The following is a 25083-nucleotide window of genomic DNA, read 5'->3' as shown; positions in this document are numbered from 1 at the left end:
GCAAACGATTTTTCACACCGTCGCGCAGAACCGGCGCGATCCGCCGGACGGGAACCTCGCGGCACACCGGTCCGGCGCGGCAAGGGCCGCCGGGTGACCCCGACGCGGCACACCGGCCGACGACGTCACAAGGCTTCGGGACAGGTCCCCGCGCGGAGGCTCAGCAGGGCGCGTCGCGGTGCTGCGGGGTGGCGGACGGGCCGTCGACCAGCGTGTCCAGCAGTGCGCCGAGAACCTCGCGCTCCTCGTCCGCCAGCGGAGCCAGGATCTCCTCCGCGGCGGCCCTGCGTGCGGCGTGGAGCTCCCGCAGGGCCGCGTGTCCGTCGTCGGTGAGCTCGATCCGGATCACCCGCCGATTGGCCGGATCGGGCACCCGCCGCACCTTGCCGCCGGCCTCCAGCCCGTCGACCAGCGTGGTCACGGCGCGCGGCACGACCTCCAGCCGTTCGGCCAGGTCGGCCATGCGGGGCGGCGAGGCGTAGTGGGCGAGGCTGCGCAGCAGCCGGGACTGGGCCGGGGTGATGCCCAGCTCGCGCCGCACCAGATGGCGCTTCTGGATGCGGTGCACCCGGCGGGTCAGCCGAAGCAGCTGCTCGGCCAGCAGGCCGTCGGGGTCGGGGGTGGTCATGTGCGGAACAATATCAGCATGCCGTTCATTGTGAGTATAGGTAACAATGAGCTAGGCTCCGCTGTCCCGGCACTCGCGGGGGCCTGCCCCTGTCCGGGCCCCCGGTCCCGCCGGGCTCACGCCCCCGGTATCCCGCCCCCGAGCCCTCGAAGGAGACCATGCACCCCGACCATGAACCCGCCTGGAGCGCACCCGCGGGCGCCGAGGAGCAGCCCCGGCAGGTACGCCGCATCCTGCGGCTGTTCCGTCCCTACCGGGGCCGCCTCGCGATCGTCGGTCTGCTCGTCGGAGCGGCGTCGCTCGTCTCGGTCGCCACCCCGTTCCTGCTCAAGGCGATCCTCGACGTCGCGATCCCCGAGGGCCGCACCGGACTCCTCAGCCTGCTGGCCCTCGGCATGATCCTCGGCGCCGTCCTCACCAGTGTCTTCGGCGTGCTCCAGACGCTGATCTCCACGACCGTGGGCCAGCGCGTGATGCACGATCTGCGCACCGCCGTCTACGACCGGCTCCAGCGCATGTCGCTCGCCTTCTTCACCCGCACCCGCACCGGCGAGGTCCAGTCCCGCATCGCCAACGACATCGGAGGCATGCAGGCCACCGTGACCTCCACGGCGACCTCCCTGGTCTCCAACCTCACCAGCGTCGTCGCCACCGTCGTCGCGATGCTCGTCCTCGACTGGCGGCTGACCGTCGTCTCGCTGGTCCTGCTGCCGGCCTTCGTGTGGATCAGCCGTCGTGTCGGCAACGAACGCAAGAAGATCACCACCCGGCGTCAGAAGCAGATGGCCTCGATGGCCGCCACGATCACCGAGTCGCTGTCGGTCAGCGGCATCCTGCTGGGCCGCACCATGGGCCGGTCCGACTCGCTGACCAGTGCCTTCGCCGAGGAGTCCGACCGTCTGGTGGACCTGGAGGTCCGGTCGAACATGGCCGGCCGCTGGCGCATGGCGGTCATCACGATCGTCATGGCAGCCATGCCCGCCGTCATCTACTGGACCGCGGGCATCGCTCTGAGCACGAGTGGGCCCGGGGTCTCCATCGGGACGATCGTCGCCTTCGTCTCGCTCCAGCAGGGCCTGTTCCGGCCGGCCGTGAGCCTGCTGTCGACCGGGGTCCAGATCCAGGCCTCACTCGCGCTGTTCCAGCGCATCTTCGAGTATCTCGACCTCCCCGTGGACATCACCGAGCGCGCGGATCCGGTTCACCTCGACCGGGTCGGCGGCGAGGTCCGGTTCGAGAACGTCACCTTCGGCTACGACGGCAAGAGCGGCCCCGTCCTCGACGGAATCGACATCACCGTCCCCGCCGGCACCAGCCTCGCGGTGGTCGGCTCGACCGGCGCCGGCAAGTCCACCCTGGGCCACCTCGTGCCACGGCTGTACGACGTCACCGGTGGCAGGGTCACGCTCGACGGTGTCGACGTGCGCGACCTCGACTTCGACACCCTGGCGCGCGCGGTCGGCGTCGTCTCCCAGGAGACGTACCTCTTCCACGCCTCCGTCGCCGACAACCTGCGGTTCGCGAAGCCCGACGCCACGGACGAGGAACTCCACGCGGCGGCCCGGGCGGCGCAGATCCACGACCACATCGCCGCCCTGCCCGACGGGTACGACACCGTCGTGGGGGAGCGGGGCCACCGCTTCTCCGGCGGTGAGAAGCAGCGCCTGGCGATCGCCCGGACCATTCTGCGGGACCCGCCCGTGCTCGTCCTCGACGAGGCCACCAGCGCGCTCGACACCCGTACCGAGGCCGCCGTCCAGCAGGCCATCGACGCGCTGTCGGCCGACCGCACCACACTCACCATCGCCCACCGGCTCTCCACCGTCCGCGGCGCCGACCAGATCGTGGTGCTCGACGCGGGACGCGCGGTCGAACGCGGCACGCACGAGGAACTCCTGGAGCGGGACGGGCGGTACGCGGCCCTCGTCCGCAGGGACGCCCAACTGGAGCCGACAAGATGAAAATATGCCAGGTTTGTGACGATACGCGGGTTACCGTGCCCGCATGCAGACGAACACTCCGTCACGAAGCACGATCCGACTGACGCGCCGGGGGCGGCTCGCCCTCATCGCGACCGGGGCCGTCGTGGCCGGTACCGCCGTGGCGGTGCCCCTGCTGGTCCTGGGCGACGACGGCGACTCCCGCCCCACGACCCTGGTGATCCCGGAGGGCCGACGGGCGAGCCAGGTGTACGCGGCCGTCGACAAGGCCCTCGAACTGCCCGCGGGGAGCACGAGGAAGTCCCTCGCGAAGGCCGGCCTCGAGCTGCCGGCCGACGCCGAGGGGAATCCGGAGGGCTACCTCTCCCCGGGGACGTATCCGCTGAAGGAGAAGACGACACCGGAGCAGTTGCTGGCGCTGATGGTCGAGACGGCCAACAAGAAGTTCAACGGAGCCCCCGTCGCCGCCGGGGCACAGCGCAACGCGATGAACGTCTACCAGGCCGTCACCATCGCGAGCATCGTCCAGGCCGAGGCGTCCACCAAGGCCGACATGGGCAAGGTGGCCCGGGTGATCTTCAACCGCCTGGAGCGCGGAATGCCGTTGCAGATGGACTCGACGGTCGACTACGCCCTGGACCGTTCGACGCCCGGCGTCAAGGAGACCGACATCGGGGCCGACAGCCCCTACAACTCCTATACGCGCATGGGACTGCCGCCGACCCCGATCGACAACCCCGGCGAGGAGGCGATGCGCGCGGCGATCAATCCGACGCCGGGTGACTGGCTGTACTTCGTCACGGTCAAGCCGGGCGACACCCGCTTCACCTCCGACCACAAGGAACACCGGAGCGACGTTGCCGAGTCCACCGCGCGGCAGAAGGAGCAGCGGGAGAAGCACGAACAGCCGGCGGAGAAGTGAGACGAGCCGCACCGGTCGTCCGCGTCGGACCGCGGCACGCTCCCCGGCCCGCCCCCTCAGACCGCGACGCGCTCCTCCGCCAGCAGGCGCCTGATGTCCCGTACCGCCGCACGCCCGGCGCGGTTGGCGCCGACGGTGCTGGCCGAGGGGCCGTAGCCGACGAGGTGCACGCGTGGATCGGCGACCGCCCGGGTGCCCTCGACCCGGATGCCGCCACCGGGTTCCCGCAGCCGCAGCGGGGTGAGGTGGTCGACGGCCGGACGGAACCCGGTGGCCCACAGGATGACGTCGGCCGCCACCCGCCGCCCGTCCTTCCACTCCACACCCTCCGGCGTGATCCGGTCGAACATCGGCCGGCGGTCCAGCACCCCGTCGGCGATGTTCCGGCGGATCGCGTCGGTCAGCGGCAGCCCCGTGACCGAGACGACACTGCGCGGCGGCAGCCCCTGCCGCACCCGCTCCTCGACCAGCGCCACGGCCGCCCGTCCCGCGTCCTCGTCGAAAGGTCCCTCGCGGTAGACCGGAGGCCGCCGGGTCACCCAGGTGGTCTCCGCCGCGTACGGGGCGATCTCCATCAGGTGCTGGGTGGCCGAGGCGCCTCCTCCCACCACGACGACCCGCAGACCGGCGAACGCCTCGGGGCCCGGGTACCGGGCGGTGTGCAACTGCCTCCCCCGGAACGTCTCCTGGCCCTCGTAGCGCGGCCAGAACGGTCGGTCCCAGGTGCCGGTGGCGTTGATCAGCGTCCGCGTCGACCAGGTGCCCGCCGCGGTCTCCACGAACAGCCGCCCGCCGGCTCCCTCCCGTACCGTCCGCACCTTCACCGGCCGCCTCACCCGCAGGTCGAACGTCCGCTCGTAGCGGTCGAAGTACTCGGTGACGACCTCGGAGGACGGCCGGGCCGGATCGGCGTCCGTGAGTTCCATGCCGGGCAGCGAGTGCATTCCGTGCACCTTGTCGTACGTGAGCGAGGGCCAGCGGTACCGCCAGGCCCCGCCGGGGCCCGGGTTGTGGTCGAGCACCACGAAGTCGTGCCCCGGCTCGAACCCGGTGCGCCGCAGGTGATGGGCGCCGGACAGGCCTGCCTGTCCGGCGCCCACGACGACGACCTGGACCTCGGCCGCCCGGGCCTGCGCGGCCCGGTCCTCGGTCACCGCAGCCCCACTCATGCAGTTCACATTTCTACTAACACTGCTGAGGGTGCACGTCTTCCCGCGGACCGTTGCGGCCGCCCGGGAGGCCGCGGATCCCGAAGACCTCCGGCGCATGGGCCAGGATGGGACGCATGTCAGACACCTTCAACACCCGGGTCCTGAACGTCGCCACCGGCTCCGTGGAGCGGATCGCCGACATCACCCGTGACTGCGAGTCCTTCCTGCGCGAGGTGGCGGCCGGCCGTGACGGACTGCTCAACGTCTTCGTCCCGCACGCCACCGCCGGCATCGCCGTCATCGAGACCGGCGCCGGCAGCGACGACGACCTCCTCGCGGCCCTGCACAGCCTGCTGCCGGCCGACGACCGCTGGCAGCACCGCCACGGCAGCCCCGGCCACGGCCGCGATCACGTCCTGCCCGCCATCGTCCCACCGCACGCCACCCTGCCCGTACTGGGCGGACAACTGGAACTGGGCACCTGGCAGTCCGTGTGCCTGGTCGACACGAACCGCGACAACCCGGACCGCCGGGTCAGGCTGAGCTTCCTCGGAGGCCGGTGAGCCGGAACGGGGCTCGCCCCCCGGAGCTTCACCACCGCGCAGGTGTGTCCGACGCCCCTGCCGCCGTGTCACTCTGCCGACGGGTCACTGCTCGCCGCGGACGACGGTGACCGGGCAGCCGGCGTGATACAGCAGCGCCTGGCTCACCGAACCCAGCAGCATCCCGGTGAACCCGCCGTGCCCCCGGGCCCCGGCCACCACCAACTGGGCTTCCTCGGCGGCGCCGAGCAGCGCGTGCCGTACCCGGGACCGCTCGAGCCGCAGCTCCACGGGCACCTCCGGACGCGCGGCCCGCCAAGGGGCCACCGTCTCCTCCAGCCGGCGCCGGTGCTTCTTCCGGAGCTGATCAGGGTCGACCGCCACGTTCAGCGGGTCGGCCGGGCCCTCGTACGGTGTCGGCTCGCTCCAGGTGTTCCACACGTGCAGCGCGATCAGCGAGGCTTCCCGCAGCGCCGCCTCGGCGAAGGCGAACTCGCCTGCCGCGGCCCCGGCGGGTGAACCGTCCACGGCGAGCAGCACGGGGCCCCGTGGACCGGGCCGGCCCCGGACCGCCATGACCGGGCAGTGCGCGTGGGCGGCCAGCTGGACGACCGCCGAGCCGAGCAGCAGATCCCCGAACCGGGTGTGGCCCCGCCCGCCGACCACCGCCAGTACCGCGTGGCGCGATTCGCTCCGCAGCACCGTCAGGGTGTCCCCGGACACCACGGTCCTGGTCACCTCCAGGCCCGGCGCACGGTCATGGGCCCGCTGTTCGGCCTGAGCCAGGACGCCGTGGACCATCGGGTCCAGGTCGGCGGAGTGGCTGAAGGCGTGCACGATCCGCAGCTCCGCGCCGCGCAGGCGCGCCTCGTGGGCCGCGACGTCCACCGCGGCCAGGCCGGCCGGCGACCCGCCCACACCGACGATCACCGCGTCGTCCACCACTCACTCCCGTCCGCCCCGGTGCGCCCCGAGTACCCGCGGGTGGAGACGGAACACCTCATGCGAACCCCTGCTCGTCCACGCGCCCAGGGCGGGTGGACGAGCAGGGAGGGAGAGGAGGAAAGGGGAAAGCGGGACGCGCGCGAGGCCTACGCGTCCCCGTCCTTCTCCCCGCCGCCGCGGACGACCGCCACCGGGCAGTGGGCGTGGTGCAGCATCGCCTGGCTGACCGAGCCGAGCAGCAGTCCGGAGAACCCGCCCCGTCCCCGGGCCCCGACCACCAGCAGCTGAGCCGTACGGCTCGCCCCGATGAGCGCTTCGCGTGTGCCGCCGTGCACCACCTCGTGCCGCACCTTCACACCGGGGTACCGCTCCTGCTGGCCGGCCAGCGCCTCGGACAGCAGACGCTCCTCGGCCGCCCCCAGCTCGCCGGGCCGGCTCGCGTAGGGAGCCTTCTCGTCCTGCGGCGTGGGCGCGGGCGCGTTCCAGCTGGTCCAGGAGTGCAGCGCGACCAGTTCGGCCCCGCGCAGCGACGCCTCGGCGAAGGCGAAGTCGATCGCCTTCGCACCCGCCGGGGAACCGTCGACCCCGAGCACCACCGGCCCGTCCGCGGCTCCCGTCTCCCGCACGACCAGCACCGGGCACTGCCCGTGACTCGCCAGATGCACCGCCGTCGAGCCCACCAGGAGCCCGACGAAACCGCCCATGCCGCGCGATCCGACGACCACGAGTTCCGTGTCGCGGGACTGGGCCTCCAGCACGGTCAGCGGTTCGCCCGTCACCACGGCGTGCGAGACCTCCACGTCCGGTGCCACGGACTCGGCGTGCGCCACCGCCTCGGCCACCAGCTTCTCGGCCATGGTCCGCAGACCGCCCTCGGGCGGCCCCAGCGGCGAGGCGCCCAGTGGCACATGCATGGCGGGCCAGAGGAACGCGTGCACCACTCGCAGCCCGGCCCCGCGCCGCCGGGCCTCCACCGCCGCGGCCCCCACCGCGGCCAGGCTCGATGCCGACCCGTCGACTCCCACAACGATCAGACCACTCATCACGCCTCCAGAATCAGTACGTCACGGAAATGCTCCCACGCGCGCGTCCCCCCGCCATGGGCCCCATGGGGCACACCCCACCGCCGGACGGACCCGGAGGTTCCCGAGCCGCAGGCCCGGGACCCGGCCGGTGCGGTGGACGACCGGTGGTCGTTGCGTCTGTTGTCCATCCGTGGCAATACCCGACATCCCGGCGGGACCGCGGGATGACACCATGTCCTCCCCGGGGCCGCCCATCAGCGTGATGAGGGCCCCCGGCCATGGACGGATGACCAGAAGAAGACCGGGAAGGGGACGGGCTGTGCCTGCTCCACGGATGAGCACCACGCCACTGCCGGGCATCGGCGTGAAATACGATCTCACCACGCGTGAGCAGCAGCACCTGTCCGTGATCGCGCACCGGGACGGCGCCCGCACGGTCAACGTCTACCGTTCCGACGACCCGGACGCCTGTGCCCAGTCACTGCGGCTGAACGTCGCCGAATCGGCCGCCCTGATCGACGCGCTGATGCCCGCTCACCACAGCCCGAACGTGCTGCACACGACCGACCTGGGGCTGGTCGCCGAGCGCATCGAGCTGTCCGCCGCCTCGCACTGGAACGGCAGGGTGCTGGGCGAGACGAGGATGCGCACCGACACCGGCTCCTCGATCGTGGCCGTGCTGCGCCGGGCCGAGGCGATCCCGTCGCCGCCGCCCGACTTCCGGCTGGCGGGCGGTGACACGCTCATCGTCATCGGCACGCGCGAGGGCATCGAGAACGCCGCCGAGATCCTCGGGCGGGAATGAGCGCATGCACTCTTCCGCGATCTTCCTGATCGAGTTCGGCGCGATCATTCTCGGACTCGGTCTCCTGGGGCGCCTCGCCGGGCGCCTGCGGTTCTCCCCGATCCCGCTCTACCTGCTGGCCGGCCTGGCCTTCGGCGAGGGCGGGCTGCTGCCGCTCGGCGCGAGCGAGGAGTTCGTCGCGATCGGCGCAGAGATCGGCGTGATCCTGCTGCTGCTCATGCTCGGCCTCGAGTACACCGCCAGTGACCTGGTCTCCAACCTCAAGACCCAGTACCCGGCCGGCCTGGTCGACATGCTGCTGAACGCCGTCCCGGGCGCGATCCTCGCCCTGCTGCTGGGCTGGGGCCCGGTCGCCGCCGTGGTCCTCGCCGGCGTCACCTGGATCTCCTCCTCCGGCGTCATCGCCAAGGTCCTCAACGACCTCGGACGGCTCGGCAACCGGGAGACCCCGGTCATCCTCAGCATCCTCGTGCTGGAGGACCTGGCGATGGCGGTCTACCTGCCGATCATCACCGCCCTGCTGGCCGGCGTCAGCCTGGCCGCGGGAAGCGTCACGCTGGCCATCGCGCTCGGTGTCGCCGGACTCGTCCTCTTCGTCGCCGTCCGCTACGGGCGGGTCATCTCACGCTTCGTCTCCAGCGACGACCCGGAGAAACTGCTGCTGGTGGTCCTCGGCCTGACCCTGCTCATCGCCGGTCTCGCCCAGCAGTTGCAGGTGTCGGCCGCCGTCGGGGCGTTCCTCGTGGGCATCGCCCTGTCCGGCGAGGCGGCCGAGGGCGCGCACAGCCTGCTGGCCCCGCTGCGTGACCTGTTCGCCGCGGTGTTCTTCGTCTTCTTCGGACTGCACACCGACCCGCAGTCCATCCCGCCGGTGATCCTGCCCGCCTTCGTGCTCGCCGTCGTCACCGCGCTGACGAAGACAGCCACCGGCTGGTGGGCCGCCCGACGGGCCGGAATCTCCGGGAAGGGACGCTGGCGCGCGGGCGGCGCGCTGGTCGCCCGCGGCGAGTTCTCCATCGTCATCGCCGGACTCGCGGTCACCGCGGGCATCGAGCCCCAGCTCGGCCCGCTGGCCACCTCCTACGTCCTGATCCTGGTCATCCTGGGCCCGCTCACCGCCCGCTACACCGAGCCCATCGCCCTCCGCCTGACTGGGAAGAAGACCCCTGCGAACGCCACGGCCACCCCTGTCGGGGCCGTGCCCGCCCTGGAGACGCTGGAGCCGGTCGAGGACGGCAGGACCGAACGGCCGTAGCGCGAGGGCCGTCCACTTCCGCAGCACGGGTCCCGTGCTCCCACCCCGACCGGGGACGTGGAGCACGGGGCCTTTTCGGTATTTCGGTGAGGTGAATCCGGGCCCCGGGCCCTGTGGCCTGTGGCCTGTGGCGGAAGGGGCGTCGTCGCCCGAGGGGCGGCCGCGCGGTGTCATGGGGCCCCTGCTCGAGCGAAGCAGGGGGCTCGGGGGAGCGTGCTCCCGGCGTGCCGCCCCAAAGCCCTCGTACCGGGCGTACCCGGGCTTCCGGGCGGTGCGGGTGCGGGGGCGGCGGGAGTGCGTGCCGGGGTCGCGCGGCAGGCGTCACTCCCGCCACCGGCCCCAGGGCGTGTGGCGAAAGTCCCGTCTGCCCGGCGGCGTCCGGCACGCACGCTCGCCGCGTTGTCGGGGTCGCCCCGATACGGCCAGTATCGGGGCGACCCTCCGCCTTGCGATCGCACGCACCGGACGACGCCGGGCCTGCCCTCCGGGCAGACGACGCTCCTTCCGCCACAGGCCCTAGCCATCCAGCCGGACCGGCATCAGCAGGGAGAACGTGTCCTCGTCGTCCGGCCGGCGGATCGCGAGGGGCGCCGTGGGGGCGCCGAACTCCAGGACCAGCTGTTCGCGGGCCCCGGCGTCGAGGGCGTCCAGCAGGAACGCGCGGTTGACCGCGAGACGGTCGCCGTCCCCGTCCCTCCTGCCGTCCCCGTCCGCACCGTCGTCGCAGACGCGCACCGTGCCGTCTGCGCCGGCCTCGATCACACTGACGTCGAAGACCACCCCGTCCTCCTCGCGCACCTCGTCCGTGCGGACGGGGCCCTCCTGCACCGCTTCCCGGAAGGCGGCCACGTCGACCGGGGCGCGGCGCCCGGCGGGAAGACCGACCAGACGGCGGTAGTCCGGGAACTCGTGATCGAGGACCCGGCCGGCCACCTGGCGGCCCCCCTCGGTCTCCAGCGTCACCCGGTCACCGTCGACGGCGAGCCGTACGGGCTCGGGGCCTCCGGCCAGCGCACGCATGGCGTCGACGAGCGGCAGGGGCACGAGGACCCGCACGGGGGACCCGCTGTGCCCGGTGACCGGGGCCCGCGCGACAGCCAGCCGGTACCGGTCGGTGGCCACGAGGCGCAGGGCGTCGTACTCGAGGTCGAAGAGGATCCCGCCGAGCATCGGCAGCTCGGGGCCGGTACCGGCCGCGAAGCGGACCGCGTCCAACGCGGCGGCCAGCTCGGGCGGGGCAAGGGCCGACCGGGCCGAGGAGGTACGGAGCGAGGTCATGGGGTTCTCCCTGTCGTCGAGTAGGGCTCGGAGCGTGGAGAACTCACCGCGGGCACGGGACAACCCCTGTTCCAGCCGGCGCAGGTGCGCCTGAAGAAGCTGCCGTACGAGGTCGGTGTCCGTGCCGGCCCAGCCGGCCAGCACCAGCCTGATGTCGGCCAGCGGCATGCCGGTCCGCCGCAGCCGCGCCAGCAGCCGGGCCTCGTCCAGCTGTCCGGGGGCGTACCAGCGGTATCCGCTCACCGGATCGACCCAGGCGGGGACCAGCACACCCGCACGGTCGTAGAACCGCAGGGCACTCACGCTCAGTCCGCAGTCCCGGGCCGTCTCACCAATGCTGCGCATCTCGCTCTCCACGCCCACGACCCTCGTGCCTCGACAAGGTCGAGGGTCAACCCGGACCCGGAAAGGCCCGGCGACGGTCGGTCCGCCCGCTCACCGTGCCCGGTTGCGGCACCCGCGGTCGTCGCGGGGACCCACAGCAGGCGACGGGCTCGTCCACGTCACTTCAAGGACACGGACGGGCCCGTCGTCACATTCGGGAACACGGTGACGCCGCACGGCCGCGAGCGCCACGAACGCGGTCCACCCGTCCCGGTGGATCCGCGGCACGGGGCCGTCTCCCACGGTCTTGGAGTCCCGTACGTGCACGGCGCCCGCTCCGGCGGCCACCTCGACGCAGTCGCCGCCGTTGGTTCCGCTGCAGCTGCTCCTGAACCACGCGAGGTTGCCGGGCCGCTCAATGTGCTGGCCGATGCTCACGGCTCCCCTGCCAAGCGCTCGATGGACCTGGCGGACTCCTCGGTGTTGAGGGCCTGTGAGCGCGGCATCCCATATCTCGTTGCCACCCCGAATCTCGTTGCCACCCCGACGACGCCCGACGCGGAGTCCGGGCGCGGCCTGCTCCTCGTCGAGGCGTATGCGGACCGCTGGGGCTGTGGTGTCCGCGGTGCGTACGCCAGAACTGTCTGGGCGGAGGTGTCTCTTCGTACGGGGCATGCCCCGGTGAGGGCCTCCGGGAGAGGTGAGTGATGTCCTCCCCGCGAGGGCGGGGTGGTCGTCTGCCGTCGGCAAGTCGAGGGTCTGCGGTCAAGACCGCCCCGTGACGTGAGGGGAGGGGAGCGGAGGGCACGCCGGGGTCAGCCGGTCTGCTTCGCGCGCTCCGCGTCCCGCTGCTTGAGGCGTTCCGCCTCCTTGCGCACCTCCGCCTGAGTGGCCTGCTCACGCTCCAGCCACTCGGGGCGCTCCTCCCTGAGGGCGTCGATCTGCTCCGTGGTGAGCGGCTCGGTGACTCCGCCGCGGGCGAGACCGGCGATGGAGACGCCCAGCCTCGACGCGACCACGGGGCGGGGGTGCGGACCGTTGCGCCGCAGGTCCTGCAGCCACTGGGGCGGGTCTGCCTGGAGCGCGTTCAGCTCGGCGCGGGAGACGACACCCTCCCGGAACTCGGCGGGGGTGGCCTCGAGGTACACACCCAGTTTCTTCGCCGCGGTCGCGGGCTTCATCGTCTGGGTGTTGTGGTGCGACGTCATGGTGTCCAGGGTATCGACCGTACGCGCGCCCGCCGACCACCCTCGGCGGGCGCGGCCGGCCCTCAGGCCGTCGCAGGCGGTCCGGGCCCGTGGCCACGGACGGTAGCCTGGCAGGGTGACAGCCTCGGATGTGTCCCCGTCGTTCCGGCTCGTGTACGCACCCGGGGTGATGCCCGGCAAGTGGGTGCGCGTCTGGAAAGAGCGGCTGCCCGGCGTCCCGCTGGCCCTCACCCAGGCGCCCGCCGCTCGGACGGCCGGCCTGCTGCTGACCGGTGACGCCGACGCGGGCCTCGTCCGGCTGCCCGTCGACCGGACGGTGCTCAGCGCGATTCCCCTCTACACCGAGCAGACGGTCGTCGTGGTCCCCAGGGACCACATCGTGACGGCGGTCGACGAGGTGTCCCCGGAGGACCTGGCCGACGAGATCCTGTTGCACCCCCTCGACGACGTGCTCACCTGGGAGACCCTGCCCGGGAGGCCAGCCCTCGAACGCCCCGCCACCACCGCCGACGCCGTCGAACTCGTCGCGGCCGGGATCGGCGTGCTCGTCGTACCGCTGTCCCTGGCGCGGCTGCACCACCGCAAGGACCTCACCCACCGGCCGCTCAAGGACGCCCCCGAGTCGAGTGTGGCACTGGCCTGGCCCGAGGACGCGACCACCGACCTGGTGGAGGAGTTCATCGGGATCGTCCGCGGCCGGACCGTCAACAGCACCCGGGGCCGCACCCGGCCCCAGCCGTCCGCGGCGCAGGGGAAGTCCAAGGAGAAGCCCGGGCGGGCCGCCGAGAAGGGCGGAGCCGGGACCCGGCGCCGGCAGGCGTCGGGCGGGCCGGCCGCCCGCGGGCAGCGGAAGGGCACCGGCGGCACACCGAGGAACCCGCGCCGGGGCAAACCCCGCCGCGGGTCCTGACCTCGGGTTTCCGGGTTCCGCGGGGCGTCTACTTCACCGTCGAGGCAGGCGTCGGCGCCGGGGAGACGGTGTTGAGGTCCTTCAGCTCCTCGGGGATCTCGAGCACCAGCACCGGGGCGCCCGCCGGCGGGGCAGGCGGCGTCACCTGCTCCCGGGGCATCTTGGGCGGGCTGGTCTGCTGGAAGTTGACCTGCTCGTGATTGACCAGTCCGGTCTTCTCCAGCACCGTGATGTGGTCGAGCACGGTGTCGTTGGCCTGGTCGGCCAGCTGCCGTACCAGGGTGTTCCTGGTGTTGGCCCGGACCTTGGCGATCGCCGGGAAGATCTGGCCGTGGGTCACCCGCATGATGTTCACCGCCAAGGTGTCGAACTCCTTGTCGTTGGTGGTTTTGATGCTCTCCACGAACTGTTCCTGCTGGGGGGAGGCCTGGTTGGGCAGGGTGATGCCCAGTTCGAGGGAGATCTTGCGGCAGCTCTCGTCGAGCCGTCCGTGCCCGACGACCAGGTGCTCGCCCGCCTCCTTCATCTCCGGAGTCGTACCCCGCTCCATCGCCAGCAGGCCCAGGGGGTGTTCCCAGAGCCCGGCGGCGCGCACCTTGACCACGAAGTCGCGGTCGGCCTCGGTCAGCTGGCCGTACTGCGTGTTGGCGACGACGCGGTCCGGGGTGCTCGATGTGGTCTGCACGCCCAGCATGGTGGGGTAGGCGAGCGCGGAGAGGGTGAGAACCATGGCTCCGCCCACGAACGCGGTTCCTGCCGTGCTGCGCGAGATGCGCATCGTTCCTCCTGGTGTATCAACAGCCCAACACCATGGAGTACGGATGGAAGTGGCGAGACAATCACCCTTCCGGAAGAAAACTTCTGCCGGGATGCGCATGACCTCTCGCCGTATGACCTCATGCCGCGTAGGAGGCGTTCTGTGCGGTACGCGCCGCCCTGTCGCCGTCCATGCCGCTCGGCAGGCCGGCGAGGGCCCGGTCGGCGACCGTCGTCCGTACCCGTGTGACCAGCGCGCCCTTGCTGCCGAAGAGGGCTCCCGCCCAGATCTCGTCCAGCAGCGTGACGCCGTCGCCCCGGGCGGGGTTGGCGACGCCGGCGTCGAAGGCACCGAAGACCACATGGGGTTCCGAGCGCCGGAAGCAGGCGTGCGTCGGGTCCTCGGTCCCCTCCGCGAAGGGTGCGAACCCGACGCCGTTCAGGGTGTGGTGCAACGGCTTCCCGGAGACCGGGGTGAGCGAGGGGGCGGCAGATCGCCGGAGAGGCCGGCGTTGCCGTACAGCGCACACCGCAGGTGCCCGGTCGACGGGTCGCGGGCGACCAGGTTGACCGGGCCAAGGAACGTTGACCGGGCCAAGGAACAGGGTCTGCAGCGTGGGGTCGTCGAGCGCGCGCTCCGCCCTCAGCCGGAACGGCACCAGGACCCGCACGGTGTCACCGGCCCGCCAGGTCCGTCGGACGCTGAAGTAGCCGCCCGGAACCGGAGTCCCGGGCACCGCACGCCCGTTGACGGTCACCCGGAACCCGCCGGTCGCCCAGGCCGGCACGCGCAGCGGCAGGGCGAACGAGGCGGGGCCGCCCCCGATGGTGAGCGTGCTGACCTGCTCCTCGGGGAAGCGGGTGGTCTGCGTGACCGTGACTCCCTTTTCGGACCAGGTGAGTTCGGAGGGGCTGTAGGGGGTGACGTACAGGGCGCTCGCGTCGGCTTTCGCGAAGTACACCGAGTCCTGGTACTTCGTGGCGCTATCCGGCCGTTCGCCGACGACACCCGCCCGACGGGTACCGGGCCCGCCGTCCGGCCGCGTCCGCCGTGTTGCGCGACCCCGTCAGGCCGGCCGGGCGGCTCGCGTCAGCCACTCGTGCGCGGCCCGTGCCGCGAACTCCCGCTGCCCGCCGCGCAGCAGCAGCGAGGCGGTGGCGAACTCCGGGGCGTCGGCCTGCGCCGCGACGTACGGAATCGCGATGCAGCGCATGCCCGCGGCGTGAGCGGCGGCGGCGCCCGGGGTGGCGTCCTCCAGTACCACGCATGCGGCGGGGTCCGCCCCGAGCCGACGGGCCGCCTCCAGGAAGACGTCGGGAGCGGGCTTGCCGTGCGGCACCTCCTCCGCCGAGACGACCGTACGCAGGTGGGCGTCCAGGCCCGTGCCGGCCAGGATCGCTCCGATCGCCCCGGGCGAGGAGCCGGAGGCCACGGCCATCGGTACGCCATCGGCGGCCAGCAGCTCGACGAACCGGCGCATCTCGGGGTACACGTGTGTCGAGGCGCCGGCCAGCCGGAGGTAGTGCCCGTTCTTGACCTCCAGCAGTTCCTCCACCGAGGCGTGCAGCCCGTAGCGCTCCCGCCAGTCGGTGATCGTCTCCCGGGTGCTGATCCCCACGTAGCGCTCGTGCTCCGCCCAGGAGAAGTCCGGAACGCCGTGCTCGGCGAGGGTCAGCCGGCCCGCCTCGTAGTAGTTCGGCTCGCTGTCCACGAGCGTTCCGTCGAGATCGAAGACGACCGCGAGTGCGTCGAAAGTGCTCATGGGGCCAAGGATGCCAAGGTCCGGACAGCGGAAGGACTCGCGGGCGGACTCTAGGGGCGAGCCGTCCGGCCGATCGACTTCACCAGCGGAAGCAGCCGGTGCGGGACGCGCTCGCGCAGTGCCACCTCGGTGCGGGTGCGGACCACGCCGGGCAGGTTGATCAGCTTCTGGACCACGTCCTCGAGATGCGCGTTGTCACGCGCCACGACCCGGGTCAGCAGATCCCCGCCGCCGGTGATCGAGAACGCTTCGACGATCTCCGGCACGGCGGCCAGTTCGTCGCCGACCTCGTCCAGGTGCCCCTGCGTGACCTCGATGTGCACGAACGCGAGCACCGGATGGCCCAGCGCGGCGGGGGAGAGGGCCGGACCCGTCCCGGTGATCACACCGTCGCGCTCCATCCGGTCGAGGCGGGCCTGGAGCGTGCCGCGCGCGATCCCCAGGAGGCGGGCGTACTCCCGCACGCTGGTGCGTGGTTGCTCCAGCAGCAGGCGCAGGATGCGGGTGTCCAGCTCGTCCACGGCCATGGCCCCCGGCCTCCTGTCCTGCGGGCTCGTCACCGGTGATCGTTTCCGACTGTACCAATGGCCGCCCGCCCGTCCGGATCGTTGGGCCACGCGTCATCGGCCGTTGGTACCCCATCGGCCACTCCTCAAGGGCTCTTACTGTGCCATTGGCTCAACCGGGGAAGGGAGAGTTGAGCCAGCAGGGGCCGGGATGCTGAGATATGCGCATCGATGGCGCTGCGGACTCCGCGGCGCCTTTCTCGTGCCGGCGCGCAACGGCGTCATGGCACGCAACCGCGCATCCGCGCACACCACGATTCTCCGAGGGGCGGTCGGCAGTGTTGAAGAGGGTGTTCACGGCTCCGGACCCGGGCCGGACGCGACTGCGCTTCGCCGCGCGGGCCGTGCTCGGCATCGGCCTGGCGGTCGCCGTCTGCGGCCTGGCCGGCCACTCGCTCACCGGCGTCGTCACCGGCGGGCTCGCCGCCCTCCTGGCCCTGTTCACCGTCACCGACGCCACCGTCCGCGGGCAGGCGCTCACCACCGCCCTGCTGCCCGTCGTCGGACTGCCCGTACTCGCCGCCGCGGCCGGGCTGTACGACCACCCGGTGGCCCGGGACCTCACCTTCCTCGCCGTGGTCGGGCTGGGCGTGTACGTGCGGCGCTGGGGCCCGCGCGGGCACAGCCTCGGCGTGTTCGCGTTCATGACCTACTTCGTGGCGCAGTTCCTGCACGCGACCACGGACCAGCTGCCCGAGCTGTACGCCTCCGTCCTGCTGTCCGTGTCCACCGCCGCCGCGGTGCGCTTCGGGCTGTGGTGCTACGAGCGCCGCCTGCCCCCCGCGGTGGTGCCCGCCGCCCCCGGCGGCACCGGGCTGGCCCGCGTGACCACGCGGCAGGCGGTCCAGGCGACGGCCGGCGCGGGCTTCGCGCTCGTCGTGGGCCAGCTGGTGTCCGGCGAGCGCTGGTACTGGGCCGTCGGCGCCACCTGGTGGGTCTTCGTCAACACCACCTCGCGCGGCGAGACCCTGGTCCGGGGCTTCCGGCGGGTGCTGGGCACCGTCATCGGCATCGGCCTCGGCCTGCTCGTCGCGGTCCCCGCGCACGGCGACGGGCTCGCCACGACGCTGGTCGTCGCGGTCTGCGTCTTCGGCATCTTCTACACGGCCTCCGTGTCCTACACCTGGATGATGCTCTGGGTGACGCTGCTCGCCGCCATGCTCTACGGCCTCCTCGGCGTGCTCGACCCCGCGCTGCTGGCCCTGCGGGTGGTGGAGACCGGCGTCGGAGCGCTCGGTGCCGGGCTGGCCGTGGCCCTCGTCCTGCCCGTGACCACCCACGGCGTCACCGACGCCTGGATCCAGCGGGCCCTGCGGTGCGTCCACGCGTGTACCGCGGAGGCGGCCGCGCGGCTGGCGGGAGCCGAGGGGGCAGACCCGGCGCCGAAGGTGGCCGAGCTGGAACAGCTGCTCGCCCGGGTGCGGCTCTCGGTCGCCCCCCTCGTACACCCGCTGAACCCGATGCTCGGCCGCAAGCGGCGCGCCCGCGCGGTTCTCGCGCTGCTCGACGACTGCGCCCGGGAGATCCGCGGCCTGGTGCTCGTCGCCGCCGATCCTGAGGCCTCCCACGACGCCCGCCTGGCCGGTGCGTGCCGACGCGTGGAGAGGGCGGTCGAGGCGCTCACCGACGGCCGGGACGGCATCGCCGTACGGACGCCCCCGGCGGCGACGGAACCGGCCCTGGCCCATCTCCACGGCCTGGAGCGGGCTCTCGCCGAACTCGCCGCGCCCCTGCGGGCCCCTTCCGGGTCTCCGCTGGCCGGGGCCTGAGGGCGATGGCCCGAGCGGACGGGAGCGAACTCCTGGTCCAGACCTTTGGGGACCGGCTGCTAGCGTCACCCCGGTCGGCGGGAAGCGAGAGGGGACCAGGAGTGAGCGTGGGGGACACGGGCGTGACGGACGGCGGACGACGGCGGCGGGCTTTCATCGGATCGTTCACGACGGCCGGCGGTCCGGGCCTCGTCACCGCAGACCTCAGCCCCGACGACGGCGCCCTGACCGTCCTGAGCACCGTGAACGGCCTGCCCGACCCCTCCTGCCTGGCGCTCTCGCCCGACGGGCGGACGCTCTACGCGGTCAGTGAGACGGCCGAAGGGGCCGTGGCCGCGTTCCGGCTGCCCGGGGCCGAGGACGGTGCAGGGGACGGCACCGGGGGCGCGGGGGGCGTGCCGGAGCAGGCCGGGTCCGCAGTGCCGGTCCACGGGGACGGGCCGACCCACCTCTGCCTCTTCGCCGGACACGTCCTCACCGCCAACTACGGCTCGGGCAGCGTCACCGCCGTCCCCGTCCGCGCCGACGGGAGCCTGGCACGCTCCGCGTCCGGGGTGTTCCCGCACACCGGACCGGGCGGCCGCCGGCAGCGGTCGCACACCCACCAGGTGCAGCCCGACCCGAGTGGCCGCTGGGCGGTCGCCGTCGACCTCGGCACGGACTCGGTACGGGTGTACGCGCCGGCCGACGGGACTCCCGCGCCGCACGGCGAGGTGGCACTACGCGCCGGCTCGGGCCCGCGCCACCTGGCCTTCCACCCGGACGGCACGCGCGCGTACCTCCTCCACGAACTCAGCCCCACCCTGACCGTCTGCCGCTGGGACGCCGCCGAGGGCACGCTGCGACCACTCGCCGAGATCCCCGTCCTGCCCGGTGTCCCGTCCGGCGACGCCTACCCGTCGGGCGTCGCCGTCTCGCCCGACGGCCGCTTCGTATGGACCGCGACCCGCGGAGAGGACGTCCTGTCGGTGTTCGAGGTCGCCGACCGCCCGGACGCAGGCGACGGGGTGGCAGGGGCGGACGGGACGCCCGGTCTGCGGCTGATCGCCACCGTGCCCTGCGGCGGCCACTGGCCTCGCGCGCTCGTCGAGTCCCACGGCTTCCTGTACGTGGCGAACGAGCGTTCCGGGAACGTGACCTGGTTCGCGCTCGACCCGGACACCGGGATGCCCAGGCGCCGCGGCTCGATCCCTGTGACGGCGGCGTCCTGCGTGGTCGTGGGCTGAGCGCTCCGCCCGCCCGCACCCGGTCGCACGTACCCGGTCCGCACGCACCCGGCCGTGCACGCCGAAAGGCCCGCCCCGGTGACCGGAGCGGGCCTGTTCGGCGTCTGCGTCGTGGAGCGGATGAGCCCGCCCGGGGTCAGTGCGCCGGAGTGCTCTGCGTCTGCTGCGGGCTGATGCCCAGCGCGGAGGTGTACTTGGCCAGGGCGAGCTTGCCGATCGCCGGGTAGGGGCCCAGCGCCTCGGCGGCGGGGCAGCCCAGCTCCTTCGCGGCCTCCTCGACCAGGCTCGCGTCGATCTCGGGACCGATCAGGTAGGGCGCGAGCGCCAGCTGCTGCGAACCGGAGTTCCGCAGTTGCTCGGCCACCGACGCGATCGAGCCCTCCTCGTCCAGGGCCGCCGCCATCACCGGCACGGCGAGGCGCGCGGCGAGCAGCATGCCGGTGATCCCGGCCGCCTGCACGGCCTCGTCACCGCCCACGGAGGCGAGGACGATGCCGTCCGCCGCGGTCGCCACGGTGAACAGGCGAGCGCGGTCGGCGCGGGCCAGCCCCGCCTCGGACAGCCGTACGTGCAGCGCCTCCGCGAGCAGCGGGTGCGGACCGAGGACGTCGGTCAGCTCGGCGGCCACACGGCTGTCCATCACGGCCTGACGGACCTGGCGCAGCAGCGCGCTGTCCGGACCGGCGAGCAGCGGCACGACGACGGCGACGGGGCCGTCCGGCTCCTTGACGTCCATACCGGCCGCGCGCGCCTGTTCGAAGCGGGCGGCGCGCTCCTCGGCGGCGTACGCCAGCACCGACTGCAGCGTGGGGAACTCCGCGTCGTCCCCGTCGAGGTAACCGATCCGGGCGTCCAGGCCGGGCAGCTCGGAACGGGCGATGCTGATGACCTCGTCGGCGAGGGAGCGGGTGGCGCTGCTGGGAGTACCCGGCACGGCGAGGACGAGCGCGGGCGCGCCCTCGGGAGCCACCAGAGGCTCGGGACGGCGGTGCCGTCCGGGCTGGCGGGGGCGCGGCATTCGTACTGGCAGGCCGGACGCAGGCCCAGTGGGGGTACTCATGGAGCGGAATGTTAGTGGTTTCCCGGACTCCCCTGTTCGGGGAGGGTGCGCCTGCGCGGACTACGTCCTTATTTGTCTGATGTGTTATGTGCGGACATCGGGCGCACCGGTGCAGCCCTCACCTGCCGGGCTCGTCACGCACAGCATCTTCTCGTCATCCGGAAGGGTGAACGAATCCGTCGCGAGGTCGGTGGCGATACGGACCGCCCCGTGCAACGGATCTCCTTCCGCGGCCAGCCGCCGTGCCCGCGGCAACCGTTTCGCCAGCTCCTCGCCCAGGGGTACGAGGAGGGGATCGCCCAGGTCGAGCAGCCCTCCGGTGAACGCCACCAGTGGCTCGCCCGAGCCCGGCTCCGGGCAGACGGCCGCCGCCGAGTCCGCCATGTGCCGGGCGGCCGACCGCAGAATGCCCGCGGCGACGGCGTCACTGCCGGCGCACTCGGCCACCCGGGGCGCGAAGGAGGCGAGGACGGCCGCCCGGTCGGTACGCGGATACAGACGGCCGGGAAGGGACGCCGCCGGGCCGAACATCCTCTCGGCGCACTCCAGCAGCAGCCCGGAGCCGCCGTCCCGTCCGTCATGCGCGCGCAGCGCCGCCTCCAGGCCGGCCCGCCCGATCCACGCGCCGCCGCCGCAGTCGCCGAGCAGATGCCCCCAGCCGTCCGCCCGGCGCCAGCCGGCCAGGTCGGTGCCGACGGCGATCAGGCCCGTACCGGCGGCGACCACGGCACCCGGCCGCGGCCCCAGGGCGCCGACGTACGCGGTGACGGCGTCCGCGGCCAGCGCGACGCGACGCACTCCCAGTTCCCGGGCAAGCGCCCCCGGCAGCTCGGCGCGCAGCGCGTCCCCGAGACTGGCCAGCCCGGCCGCACCGACGGCCGCCGTGTCCAGTCGGCCGACGCCGGCCCCGGCGGCCAGTTCCCTTGCCATGGGCACCAGTTGTTCCATCAAATGGCCGGGGTCGATCCCCCGGGAGCCGGTCCGCACCGGCTTCCCGGAGGTGCCCCGGGCGAGCGGACCGCGCCCGACGGCACCGACGACGACCCGCAGTCCCGAGCCCCCGGAGTCCACGGCGACGAATCCGGGCCCGGCGTCCCGCGCGCCTGCCGCCGCCGTCCCCTGCCGGGCCGGCTGACCGCTGCTCGGCCGGCCGCTCGTCGGCAGACCGTTGTCGGACGGACGCAACGGGCTCCCCTCTCTTCCCGGGCCTCTGTCTCTACCTCGACGGGGAGGAAGAGTAGCGTCCCGGGACGCCCCGACACCGGGAGCGGGCTGCCGGGCAGGGCATGTCGGTGGCAGCCAGTAGAGTGATCGACCGTGGCACCACGACCCTTGCACGAACTTGTTGAGCCCGGCTGGGCAAAGGCTCTGGAACCGGTGGCCGGACGCGTCGCGGCCATGGGGGACTTCCTGCGCGCGGAGGTCGCGGCCGGCCGCACCTACCTGCCGGCGGGAGCGAATGTCCTACGGGCGTTCCAGCAGCCCTTCGACGACGTGAGGGTTCTGATCGTCGGTCAGGACCCCTATCCGACACCGGGAATGGCGATCGGACTGAGCTTCGCGGTCTCACCGGACGTACGGTCGCTGCCGGGCAGCCTGGAGAACATCTACCGGGAGCTGAACGCGGACCTGGGCCTGCCCCGGCCCGTCAACGGTGACCTGACCCCGTGGACCGAACAGGGCGTCCTGCTGCTCAACCGGGCGCTCACCACCGCCCCGCGCAAGCCCGCCGCACACCGGGGCAAGGGCTGGGAGGAAGTCACCGAGCAGGCCATCAGTGCCCTCGCCGCGCGGGGCGGACCCCTGGTGTCGATCCTGTGGGGGAGGGACGCGCGCAATCTGCGCCCGCTGCTCGGGGACCACCCCGCAATCGAGTCGGCCCATCCCTCGCCCATGTCGGCGGACCGGGGCTTCTTCGGCTCGCGCCCGTTCAGCCGGGCCAACGACTACCTGGTCCGGCAGGGCGCCACCCCCGTGGACTGGCGGCTGCCGTCCGTCCGGGAGGCGGACGCGCCGACCGGTTAGAGCCGTCGGTACGGGGCCCGGCAGGACCCGGGCTCCCCAGAGGGCCGGCGTCACCCGACCAAACCGACGTCCGCCCGGGCGCTCGCCCCGACGAGACGTCAACCTGTGTCGCCCCCCGTGTCGGAGGACGCCGACGCGTGCCGGTCCGCCGGTCCAGGGGCACCGAGAACCTCCGGGAACGCTCCGGCCTTCGGTCGGGAGGAACCGGACTCCTGCGAAGCAGGGCAGAGGTGGGGGATCGCTGTCAGGGTGATGCGCCGTCCGCCACGACGGTGGTGCGCTCGACCTCCAGGCGGTGGACGATCTCGGGGCTGAAAGACCCGCGGGCGGACTTCGCCTCAGTGACCGGCCCCTGCCATCCGCGGTTCACGGCAGCCCGCGACCGGCGACGGCCGACTGACGCATCACCTGACCCACCACCGACCCACCCCGGCACCGCCGGGCTCAAGGGCCCGGCTCAGAGCCGGGCCCTTGAGCCCGGCGGTGCCGCACGCTTGCCGTGCCCCTCAGGCAAGCACCGCGGCCCGGACGCACAGCACGTCCGGCAGGTGCGCGGCGAGCTGCTGCCAGCTGTCGCCGTCGTCCGCCGACGCGTACACCTCGCCGTTGCGGTTGCCGAAGTACACCCCCGCCGGGTCGGCGCCGTCGTGGCACATCGCGTCGCGCAGCACCGTGCCGTAATGGTCGCCCTGCGGCAGGCCCGCGCCGAGCGGCTCCCAGCTCCGGCCCGCGTCCGTCGTGCGGTAGACGCGGCAGCGTCGGTCGGCCGGTACGCGGTCGGAGTCGGCGTTGATCGGGAACACGTACGCCGTGTCCCCCCGACACGGATGGGCCACGACCGTGAAACCGAACGTCGACGGCAGTCCGGCACCGATGTCCGTCCACTGCGCGCCCGCGTCGTCGCTGCGGTACACACCCCAGTGGTTCTGCAGGTACAGCCGGTCCGGTGTCACCGCGTCCCGGGCCACCTTGTGCACGCACTGGCCGAACTCCGGGTTCGGATCCGGCAGGAACACCGCGGAGACACCCGAGTTGGACGGGGCCCAGCTCGAACCGCCGTCCAGCGTGCGGAACACGCCCGCCGTGGACACGGCGACCGTCACCGCCCGCGGATCCCGCTCGTCGGTCAGCACGGTGTGCAGGCCCTCGCCGCCGCCGCCCGGAACCCACTTGGAGCGGGTCGGGTGCTCCCACAGCGGCCGGACCAGGTCGAAGGTCTCCCCGCGGTCCTCCGAGCGGTAGAGCGCCGCCGGTTCGGTGCCCGCGTACACCACGTCCGGCTCCGCGGCCGCCGGATGGAGCTGCCAGACCCGCTCCAGTGACGCCCCCGTGTCCTTGGGGAACTTGACGGCGGGCCGCGCCGGTTCGGTCCACGACCGGCCCAGGTCGTCGGAGTGGAACACGGACGGGCCCCAGTGCGCGCTGTCACCGCCGACCAGCAGCCGCGGGACCGCGCCGCGGGTGTCGACGGCGACCGAGTACACCGCCTGCGCGTTGAAGTAGGGACTTTCGTCGAACTCCCAGTGGTTCCCCTGCCGACGCCCGATGAACAGACCTTTACGGGTGCCCACGGCGAGCAGTACCTCGGACATGCCGATCACCTCCGCGACGTCTTCGTCGACGCCCTCGTTCAGGACATCCGTAAGTCTGCACCCCACCACTGACAGTCACCTCAGGATCAGGCGCCGACGCAGGTCAAAGCGGTGCGGCGGAACGTGAGGCGGGGGCGGCGGAGCCGCCGGGGAAAGGCGTGGGGCGGGCGAGGGACGGCCGTCGGACAGAGGACGGCGGCCGTGCGCAGCGCCACGCGGGAGCCGTGCACGGCCGCCACCCTCACCGTGGGGGGCTGTCGGAAGGGCTACTGGTAGGTGATGTCGGACGACGCGTACTTGCAGTACGTACCGTCGGCACCGGAACCGTTGCTGCCCGGCTCGGCGCCGGTGTTGTTGCCGATGTACTTCTGGCAGGGGACGATCTTCTTGCTGCTGTCCCCGACGATCCTGATGTTGCGCAGGGTCGCGCTGTCGCCGTAGTTGGTGTTGATGCCGGCGATCCTGCCGCCCTTCCAGCTCACCTCGACGGTGTTGAGGTTGATCGTGCGCTTGTACTGTGTCGAGCAGTTGCCGCAGGAGCGCACGAAGGTGCCGAAGTTCTTGACCGCGAAGTTCGACACGTTCAGCGTGCCGGCGCCGTTGAACTGGAACACCTTGTCACTGGCTTCCTTGGCCCCGCCGCCGCTGACGGTGTAGACCGAGGACGACGACTTGCCCTTGAACGTGGCCGCGTCCTCGCCGACGTCCTCCCACCACACGTTCTGCAGCGTGCAGGAGCCCGTGCAGTGGATGCCGTCTGCCGCGGGGGCGCCGAGGACGACGTTCTTCAGGACCGCGCCGTCCGCCAGCTGCAGGATCGGTCCCTGGTCCTCGTCCTGACCGCCCGAGCCCAGGTCGCCGGTGCCGTAGAGGCGCTTCATCCCGTAGTCCTTGGTGCCGGACACCGAGATGGTGGAGGAGACGCCCTCACTGCCGTTCGGGGTCGGCCAGGTGGCGGCGCTCGCCGAGGACACCCCGGTAGTCATGATCATGCCAACCGAGAGGCCGAGGGTGGCCAGCGCTCCGGTCGGCGCGCGCCCGCGGGCGCGTGGTCGTGTCGCGGAAGTCATGTTCCGGTTCCTTCTGTCGTGATGTGGGGGACGTGGCGATGTGGAGGGCCCGGGGCGGCACCGCGCTGCCCAGGCCGGTTCACATCGCTGAACGGAACGTAGGGGGTAAGCGCTTTCTGGTCAACGCCTCGGACAGTCATATTCGGTCGTCTGTCAGGGCGGTCGTGAGTAGCGGCGGTACGGCGGTTGGCGATGCCCGCGACGAGGACGTCGCCCGCCTCCCGCCGTTCGTACGGCACCGCACCAGCATGCTCGGCCGGTATCCCTTCCGGCCCCTGAGCCGCCGGACGGCCTGCGCGCGCTGCGCGACAAGGACGCCACCG

23 protein-coding genes and 1 pseudogene are annotated in these 25083 nt (G+C 72.7%); 9 read left to right on the top strand and 15 right to left on the bottom strand.

The genetic code is table 11. From position 1 onward, the window contains the following. Positions 1 to 160: 160 nt before the first annotated feature. Positions 161 to 628: a MarR family winged helix-turn-helix transcriptional regulator gene (locus tag TU30_RS14300; protein ID WP_042169526.1), complete on the bottom strand. Its 468-nt coding sequence runs from the start codon at positions 626 to 628 to the stop codon at positions 161 to 163. 158 nt (positions 629 to 786) lie between these two features. On the opposite strand from TU30_RS14300, the gene TU30_RS14295 reads away from it, so the two are divergent. Both TU30_RS14295 and mltG read left to right on the top strand, forming a co-directional pair. Then, a complete protein-coding gene (locus tag TU30_RS14295; protein ID WP_042169523.1) occupies positions 787 to 2589 on the top strand; it encodes an ABC transporter ATP-binding protein in 1803 nt (600 codons plus the stop codon). A 43-nt stretch (positions 2590 to 2632) separates the two neighbouring features. Beyond that, positions 2633 to 3490, top strand: a complete 858-nt coding sequence (gene mltG / locus TU30_RS14290; RefSeq protein WP_042169520.1) for an endolytic transglycosylase MltG — start codon at positions 2633 to 2635, stop codon at positions 3488 to 3490. Between the two features lie 56 nt (positions 3491 to 3546). Here the strand turns inward: mltG and TU30_RS14285 are convergent, their stop codons facing one another. Further along, complete coding sequence (locus TU30_RS14285) at positions 3547 to 4659, bottom strand: NAD(P)-binding domain-containing protein (protein ID WP_042169517.1); 1113 nt, start codon at positions 4657 to 4659, stop codon at positions 3547 to 3549. Between the two features lie 116 nt (positions 4660 to 4775). Here TU30_RS14285 and TU30_RS14280 point away from each other — a divergent pair, with 116 nt between their 5' ends. Further along, positions 4776 to 5204 carry a YjbQ family protein gene (locus TU30_RS14280; protein WP_042169514.1) on the top strand — a complete coding sequence of 143 codons (429 nt, stop codon included), beginning with the start codon at positions 4776 to 4778 and terminating at the stop codon, positions 5202 to 5204. Positions 5205 to 5288: 84 nt separating this feature from the next. On the opposite strand, the gene TU30_RS14275 is transcribed toward TU30_RS14280, so the two are convergent. Together TU30_RS14275 and TU30_RS14270 are read right to left on the bottom strand one after the other, a co-directional pair. Further along, positions 5289 to 6125 carry a universal stress protein gene (locus TU30_RS14275; RefSeq protein WP_199816854.1) on the bottom strand — a complete coding sequence of 279 codons (837 nt, stop codon included), beginning with the start codon at positions 6123 to 6125 and terminating at the stop codon, positions 5289 to 5291. Positions 6126 to 6274: 149 nt separating this feature from the next. Continuing rightward, a complete protein-coding gene (locus TU30_RS14270; RefSeq protein WP_042169511.1) occupies positions 6275 to 7171 on the bottom strand; it encodes a universal stress protein in 897 nt (298 codons plus the stop codon). A 316-nt stretch (positions 7172 to 7487) separates the two neighbouring features. Here TU30_RS14270 and TU30_RS14265 point away from each other — a divergent pair, with 316 nt between their 5' ends. After that, the gene (locus tag TU30_RS14265) at positions 7488 to 7958 is read left to right on the top strand and encodes a cation:proton antiporter regulatory subunit (RefSeq protein ID WP_042169509.1); all 471 of its coding nucleotides are present in this window, start codon (positions 7488 to 7490) and stop codon (positions 7956 to 7958) included. Positions 7959 to 7962: 4 nt separating this feature from the next. Next, positions 7963 to 9213, top strand: a complete 1251-nt coding sequence (locus tag TU30_RS14260) for a cation:proton antiporter (RefSeq protein ID WP_042169506.1) — start codon at positions 7963 to 7965, stop codon at positions 9211 to 9213. A gap of 516 nt (positions 9214 to 9729) precedes the next feature. On the opposite strand, the gene TU30_RS14255 is transcribed toward TU30_RS14260, so the two are convergent. The 3 genes from TU30_RS14255 to TU30_RS14245 form a co-directional block, all read right to left on the bottom strand. Then, positions 9730 to 10836, bottom strand: coding sequence for a MerR family transcriptional regulator (locus tag TU30_RS14255; protein ID WP_042169821.1), 1107 nt, complete (start codon positions 10834 to 10836; stop codon positions 9730 to 9732). A gap of 90 nt (positions 10837 to 10926) precedes the next feature. Then, positions 10927 to 11490, bottom strand: coding sequence for a DUF397 domain-containing protein (locus tag TU30_RS38285; RefSeq protein WP_370626652.1), 564 nt, complete (start codon positions 11488 to 11490; stop codon positions 10927 to 10929). 140 nt (positions 11491 to 11630) lie between these two features. Next, the gene (locus tag TU30_RS14245) at positions 11631 to 12023 is read right to left on the bottom strand and encodes a DUF5997 family protein (RefSeq protein ID WP_042169503.1); all 393 of its coding nucleotides are present in this window, start codon (positions 12021 to 12023) and stop codon (positions 11631 to 11633) included. Between the two features lie 169 nt (positions 12024 to 12192). On the opposite strand from TU30_RS14245, the gene TU30_RS14240 reads away from it, so the two are divergent. Next, the gene (locus TU30_RS14240) at positions 12193 to 12933 is read left to right on the top strand and encodes a LysR family transcriptional regulator substrate-binding protein (protein WP_370626657.1); all 741 of its coding nucleotides are present in this window, start codon (positions 12193 to 12195) and stop codon (positions 12931 to 12933) included. Positions 12934 to 12961: 28 nt separating this feature from the next. On the opposite strand, the gene TU30_RS14235 is transcribed toward TU30_RS14240, so the two are convergent. From TU30_RS14235 to TU30_RS14220, 4 genes and pseudogenes are all read right to left on the bottom strand, one after another. Next, the gene (locus TU30_RS14235; RefSeq protein ID WP_042169496.1) at positions 12962 to 13711 is read right to left on the bottom strand and encodes a DUF4142 domain-containing protein; all 750 of its coding nucleotides are present in this window, start codon (positions 13709 to 13711) and stop codon (positions 12962 to 12964) included. A 118-nt stretch (positions 13712 to 13829) separates the two neighbouring features. Beyond that, positions 13830 to 14690 (bottom strand): annotated as a pseudogene (locus TU30_RS14230) (glycosylase); the annotation flags it as partial. Between the two features lie 66 nt (positions 14691 to 14756). Continuing rightward, on the bottom strand, positions 14757 to 15452 hold the full coding sequence (locus tag TU30_RS14225; protein WP_042169489.1) for an HAD family phosphatase: 696 nt from the start codon (positions 15450 to 15452) through the stop codon (positions 14757 to 14759). A gap of 50 nt (positions 15453 to 15502) precedes the next feature. After that, positions 15503 to 15979 carry an Lrp/AsnC family transcriptional regulator gene (locus TU30_RS14220; RefSeq protein WP_042169485.1) on the bottom strand — a complete coding sequence of 159 codons (477 nt, stop codon included), beginning with the start codon at positions 15977 to 15979 and terminating at the stop codon, positions 15503 to 15505. Positions 15980 to 16296: 317 nt separating this feature from the next. Between TU30_RS14220 and TU30_RS14215 the strand changes: the two genes are divergently transcribed. Both TU30_RS14215 and TU30_RS14210 read left to right on the top strand, forming a co-directional pair. Further along, complete coding sequence (locus TU30_RS14215) at positions 16297 to 17787, top strand: FUSC family protein (RefSeq protein WP_042169482.1); 1491 nt, start codon at positions 16297 to 16299, stop codon at positions 17785 to 17787. Positions 17788 to 17909: 122 nt separating this feature from the next. Next, positions 17910 to 19013, top strand: a complete 1104-nt coding sequence (locus tag TU30_RS14210; protein WP_042169816.1) for a lactonase family protein — start codon at positions 17910 to 17912, stop codon at positions 19011 to 19013. A 136-nt stretch (positions 19014 to 19149) separates the two neighbouring features. On the opposite strand, the gene TU30_RS14205 is transcribed toward TU30_RS14210, so the two are convergent. Beyond that, positions 19150 to 20073 carry a sirohydrochlorin chelatase gene (locus tag TU30_RS14205; protein WP_063837635.1) on the bottom strand — a complete coding sequence of 308 codons (924 nt, stop codon included), beginning with the start codon at positions 20071 to 20073 and terminating at the stop codon, positions 19150 to 19152. Positions 20074 to 20157: 84 nt separating this feature from the next. Continuing rightward, entirely contained in the window at positions 20158 to 21144 is a 987-nt protein-coding gene (locus tag TU30_RS14200) for an N-acetylglucosamine kinase (RefSeq protein WP_042169813.1), read from the bottom strand. A gap of 246 nt (positions 21145 to 21390) precedes the next feature. Here TU30_RS14200 and TU30_RS14195 point away from each other — a divergent pair, with 246 nt between their 5' ends. After that, a complete protein-coding gene (locus tag TU30_RS14195) occupies positions 21391 to 22098 on the top strand; it encodes a uracil-DNA glycosylase (RefSeq protein WP_042169479.1) in 708 nt (235 codons plus the stop codon). A 506-nt stretch (positions 22099 to 22604) separates the two neighbouring features. Here TU30_RS14195 and TU30_RS14190 read toward each other — a convergent pair. Together TU30_RS14190 and TU30_RS14185 are read right to left on the bottom strand one after the other, a co-directional pair. Further along, positions 22605 to 23759, bottom strand: a complete 1155-nt coding sequence (locus TU30_RS14190; RefSeq protein WP_042169477.1) for a sialidase family protein — start codon at positions 23757 to 23759, stop codon at positions 22605 to 22607. 197 nt (positions 23760 to 23956) lie between these two features. Then, on the bottom strand, positions 23957 to 24760 hold the full coding sequence (locus tag TU30_RS14185) for a pectate lyase (RefSeq protein WP_042169475.1): 804 nt from the start codon (positions 24758 to 24760) through the stop codon (positions 23957 to 23959). Between the last annotated feature and the right edge of the window lie 323 nt (positions 24761 to 25083).

This window comes from Streptomyces sp. NBRC 110035, assembly GCF_000829695.1.
Classification (GTDB): Bacteria; Actinomycetota; Actinomycetes; order Streptomycetales; family Streptomycetaceae; genus Streptomyces.
This window is presented reverse-complemented; position numbering and strand designations above follow the sequence as displayed.

What these genes read in the sequence shown, in the direction of transcription:
- TU30_RS14295 (WP_042169523.1), top strand. Translation starts at nt 787, where the DNA reads ATGCACCCCGACCATGAACCCGCCTGGAGCGCACCCGCGGGCGCCGAG.
- TU30_RS38285 (WP_370626652.1), bottom strand. Translation starts at nt 11,490, where the DNA reads ATGCCCCGTACGAAGAGACACCTCCGCCCAGACAGTTCTGGCGTACGC.
- TU30_RS14255 (WP_042169821.1), bottom strand. Translation starts at nt 10,836, where the DNA reads ATGCGCAGCATTGGTGAGACGGCCCGGGACTGCGGACTGAGCGTGAGT.
- TU30_RS14285 (WP_042169517.1), bottom strand. Translation starts at nt 4,659, where the DNA reads ATGAGTGGGGCTGCGGTGACCGAGGACCGGGCCGCGCAGGCCCGGGCG.
- TU30_RS14220 (WP_042169485.1), bottom strand. Translation starts at nt 15,979, where the DNA reads ATGGCCGTGGACGAGCTGGACACCCGCATCCTGCGCCTGCTGCTGGAG.
- TU30_RS14225 (WP_042169489.1), bottom strand. Translation starts at nt 15,452, where the DNA reads ATGAGCACTTTCGACGCACTCGCGGTCGTCTTCGATCTCGACGGAACG.
- TU30_RS14260 (WP_042169506.1), top strand. Translation starts at nt 7,963, where the DNA reads ATGCACTCTTCCGCGATCTTCCTGATCGAGTTCGGCGCGATCATTCTC.
- TU30_RS14265 (WP_042169509.1), top strand. Translation starts at nt 7,488, where the DNA reads ATGAGCACCACGCCACTGCCGGGCATCGGCGTGAAATACGATCTCACC.
- TU30_RS14280 (WP_042169514.1), top strand. Translation starts at nt 4,776, where the DNA reads ATGTCAGACACCTTCAACACCCGGGTCCTGAACGTCGCCACCGGCTCC.
- mltG (WP_042169520.1), top strand. Translation starts at nt 2,633, where the DNA reads ATGCAGACGAACACTCCGTCACGAAGCACGATCCGACTGACGCGCCGG.
- TU30_RS14235 (WP_042169496.1), bottom strand. Translation starts at nt 13,711, where the DNA reads ATGCGCATCTCGCGCAGCACGGCAGGAACCGCGTTCGTGGGCGGAGCC.
- TU30_RS14245 (WP_042169503.1), bottom strand. Translation starts at nt 12,023, where the DNA reads ATGACGTCGCACCACAACACCCAGACGATGAAGCCCGCGACCGCGGCG.
- TU30_RS14270 (WP_042169511.1), bottom strand. Translation starts at nt 7,171, where the DNA reads ATGAGTGGTCTGATCGTTGTGGGAGTCGACGGGTCGGCATCGAGCCTG.
- TU30_RS14300 (WP_042169526.1), bottom strand. Translation starts at nt 628, where the DNA reads ATGACCACCCCCGACCCCGACGGCCTGCTGGCCGAGCAGCTGCTTCGG.
- TU30_RS14185 (WP_042169475.1), bottom strand. Translation starts at nt 24,760, where the DNA reads ATGACTTCCGCGACACGACCACGCGCCCGCGGGCGCGCGCCGACCGGA.
- TU30_RS14240 (WP_370626657.1), top strand. Translation starts at nt 12,193, where the DNA reads ATGCCCGGCAAGTGGGTGCGCGTCTGGAAAGAGCGGCTGCCCGGCGTC.
- TU30_RS14205 (WP_063837635.1), bottom strand. Translation starts at nt 20,073, where the DNA reads ATGAGTACCCCCACTGGGCCTGCGTCCGGCCTGCCAGTACGAATGCCG.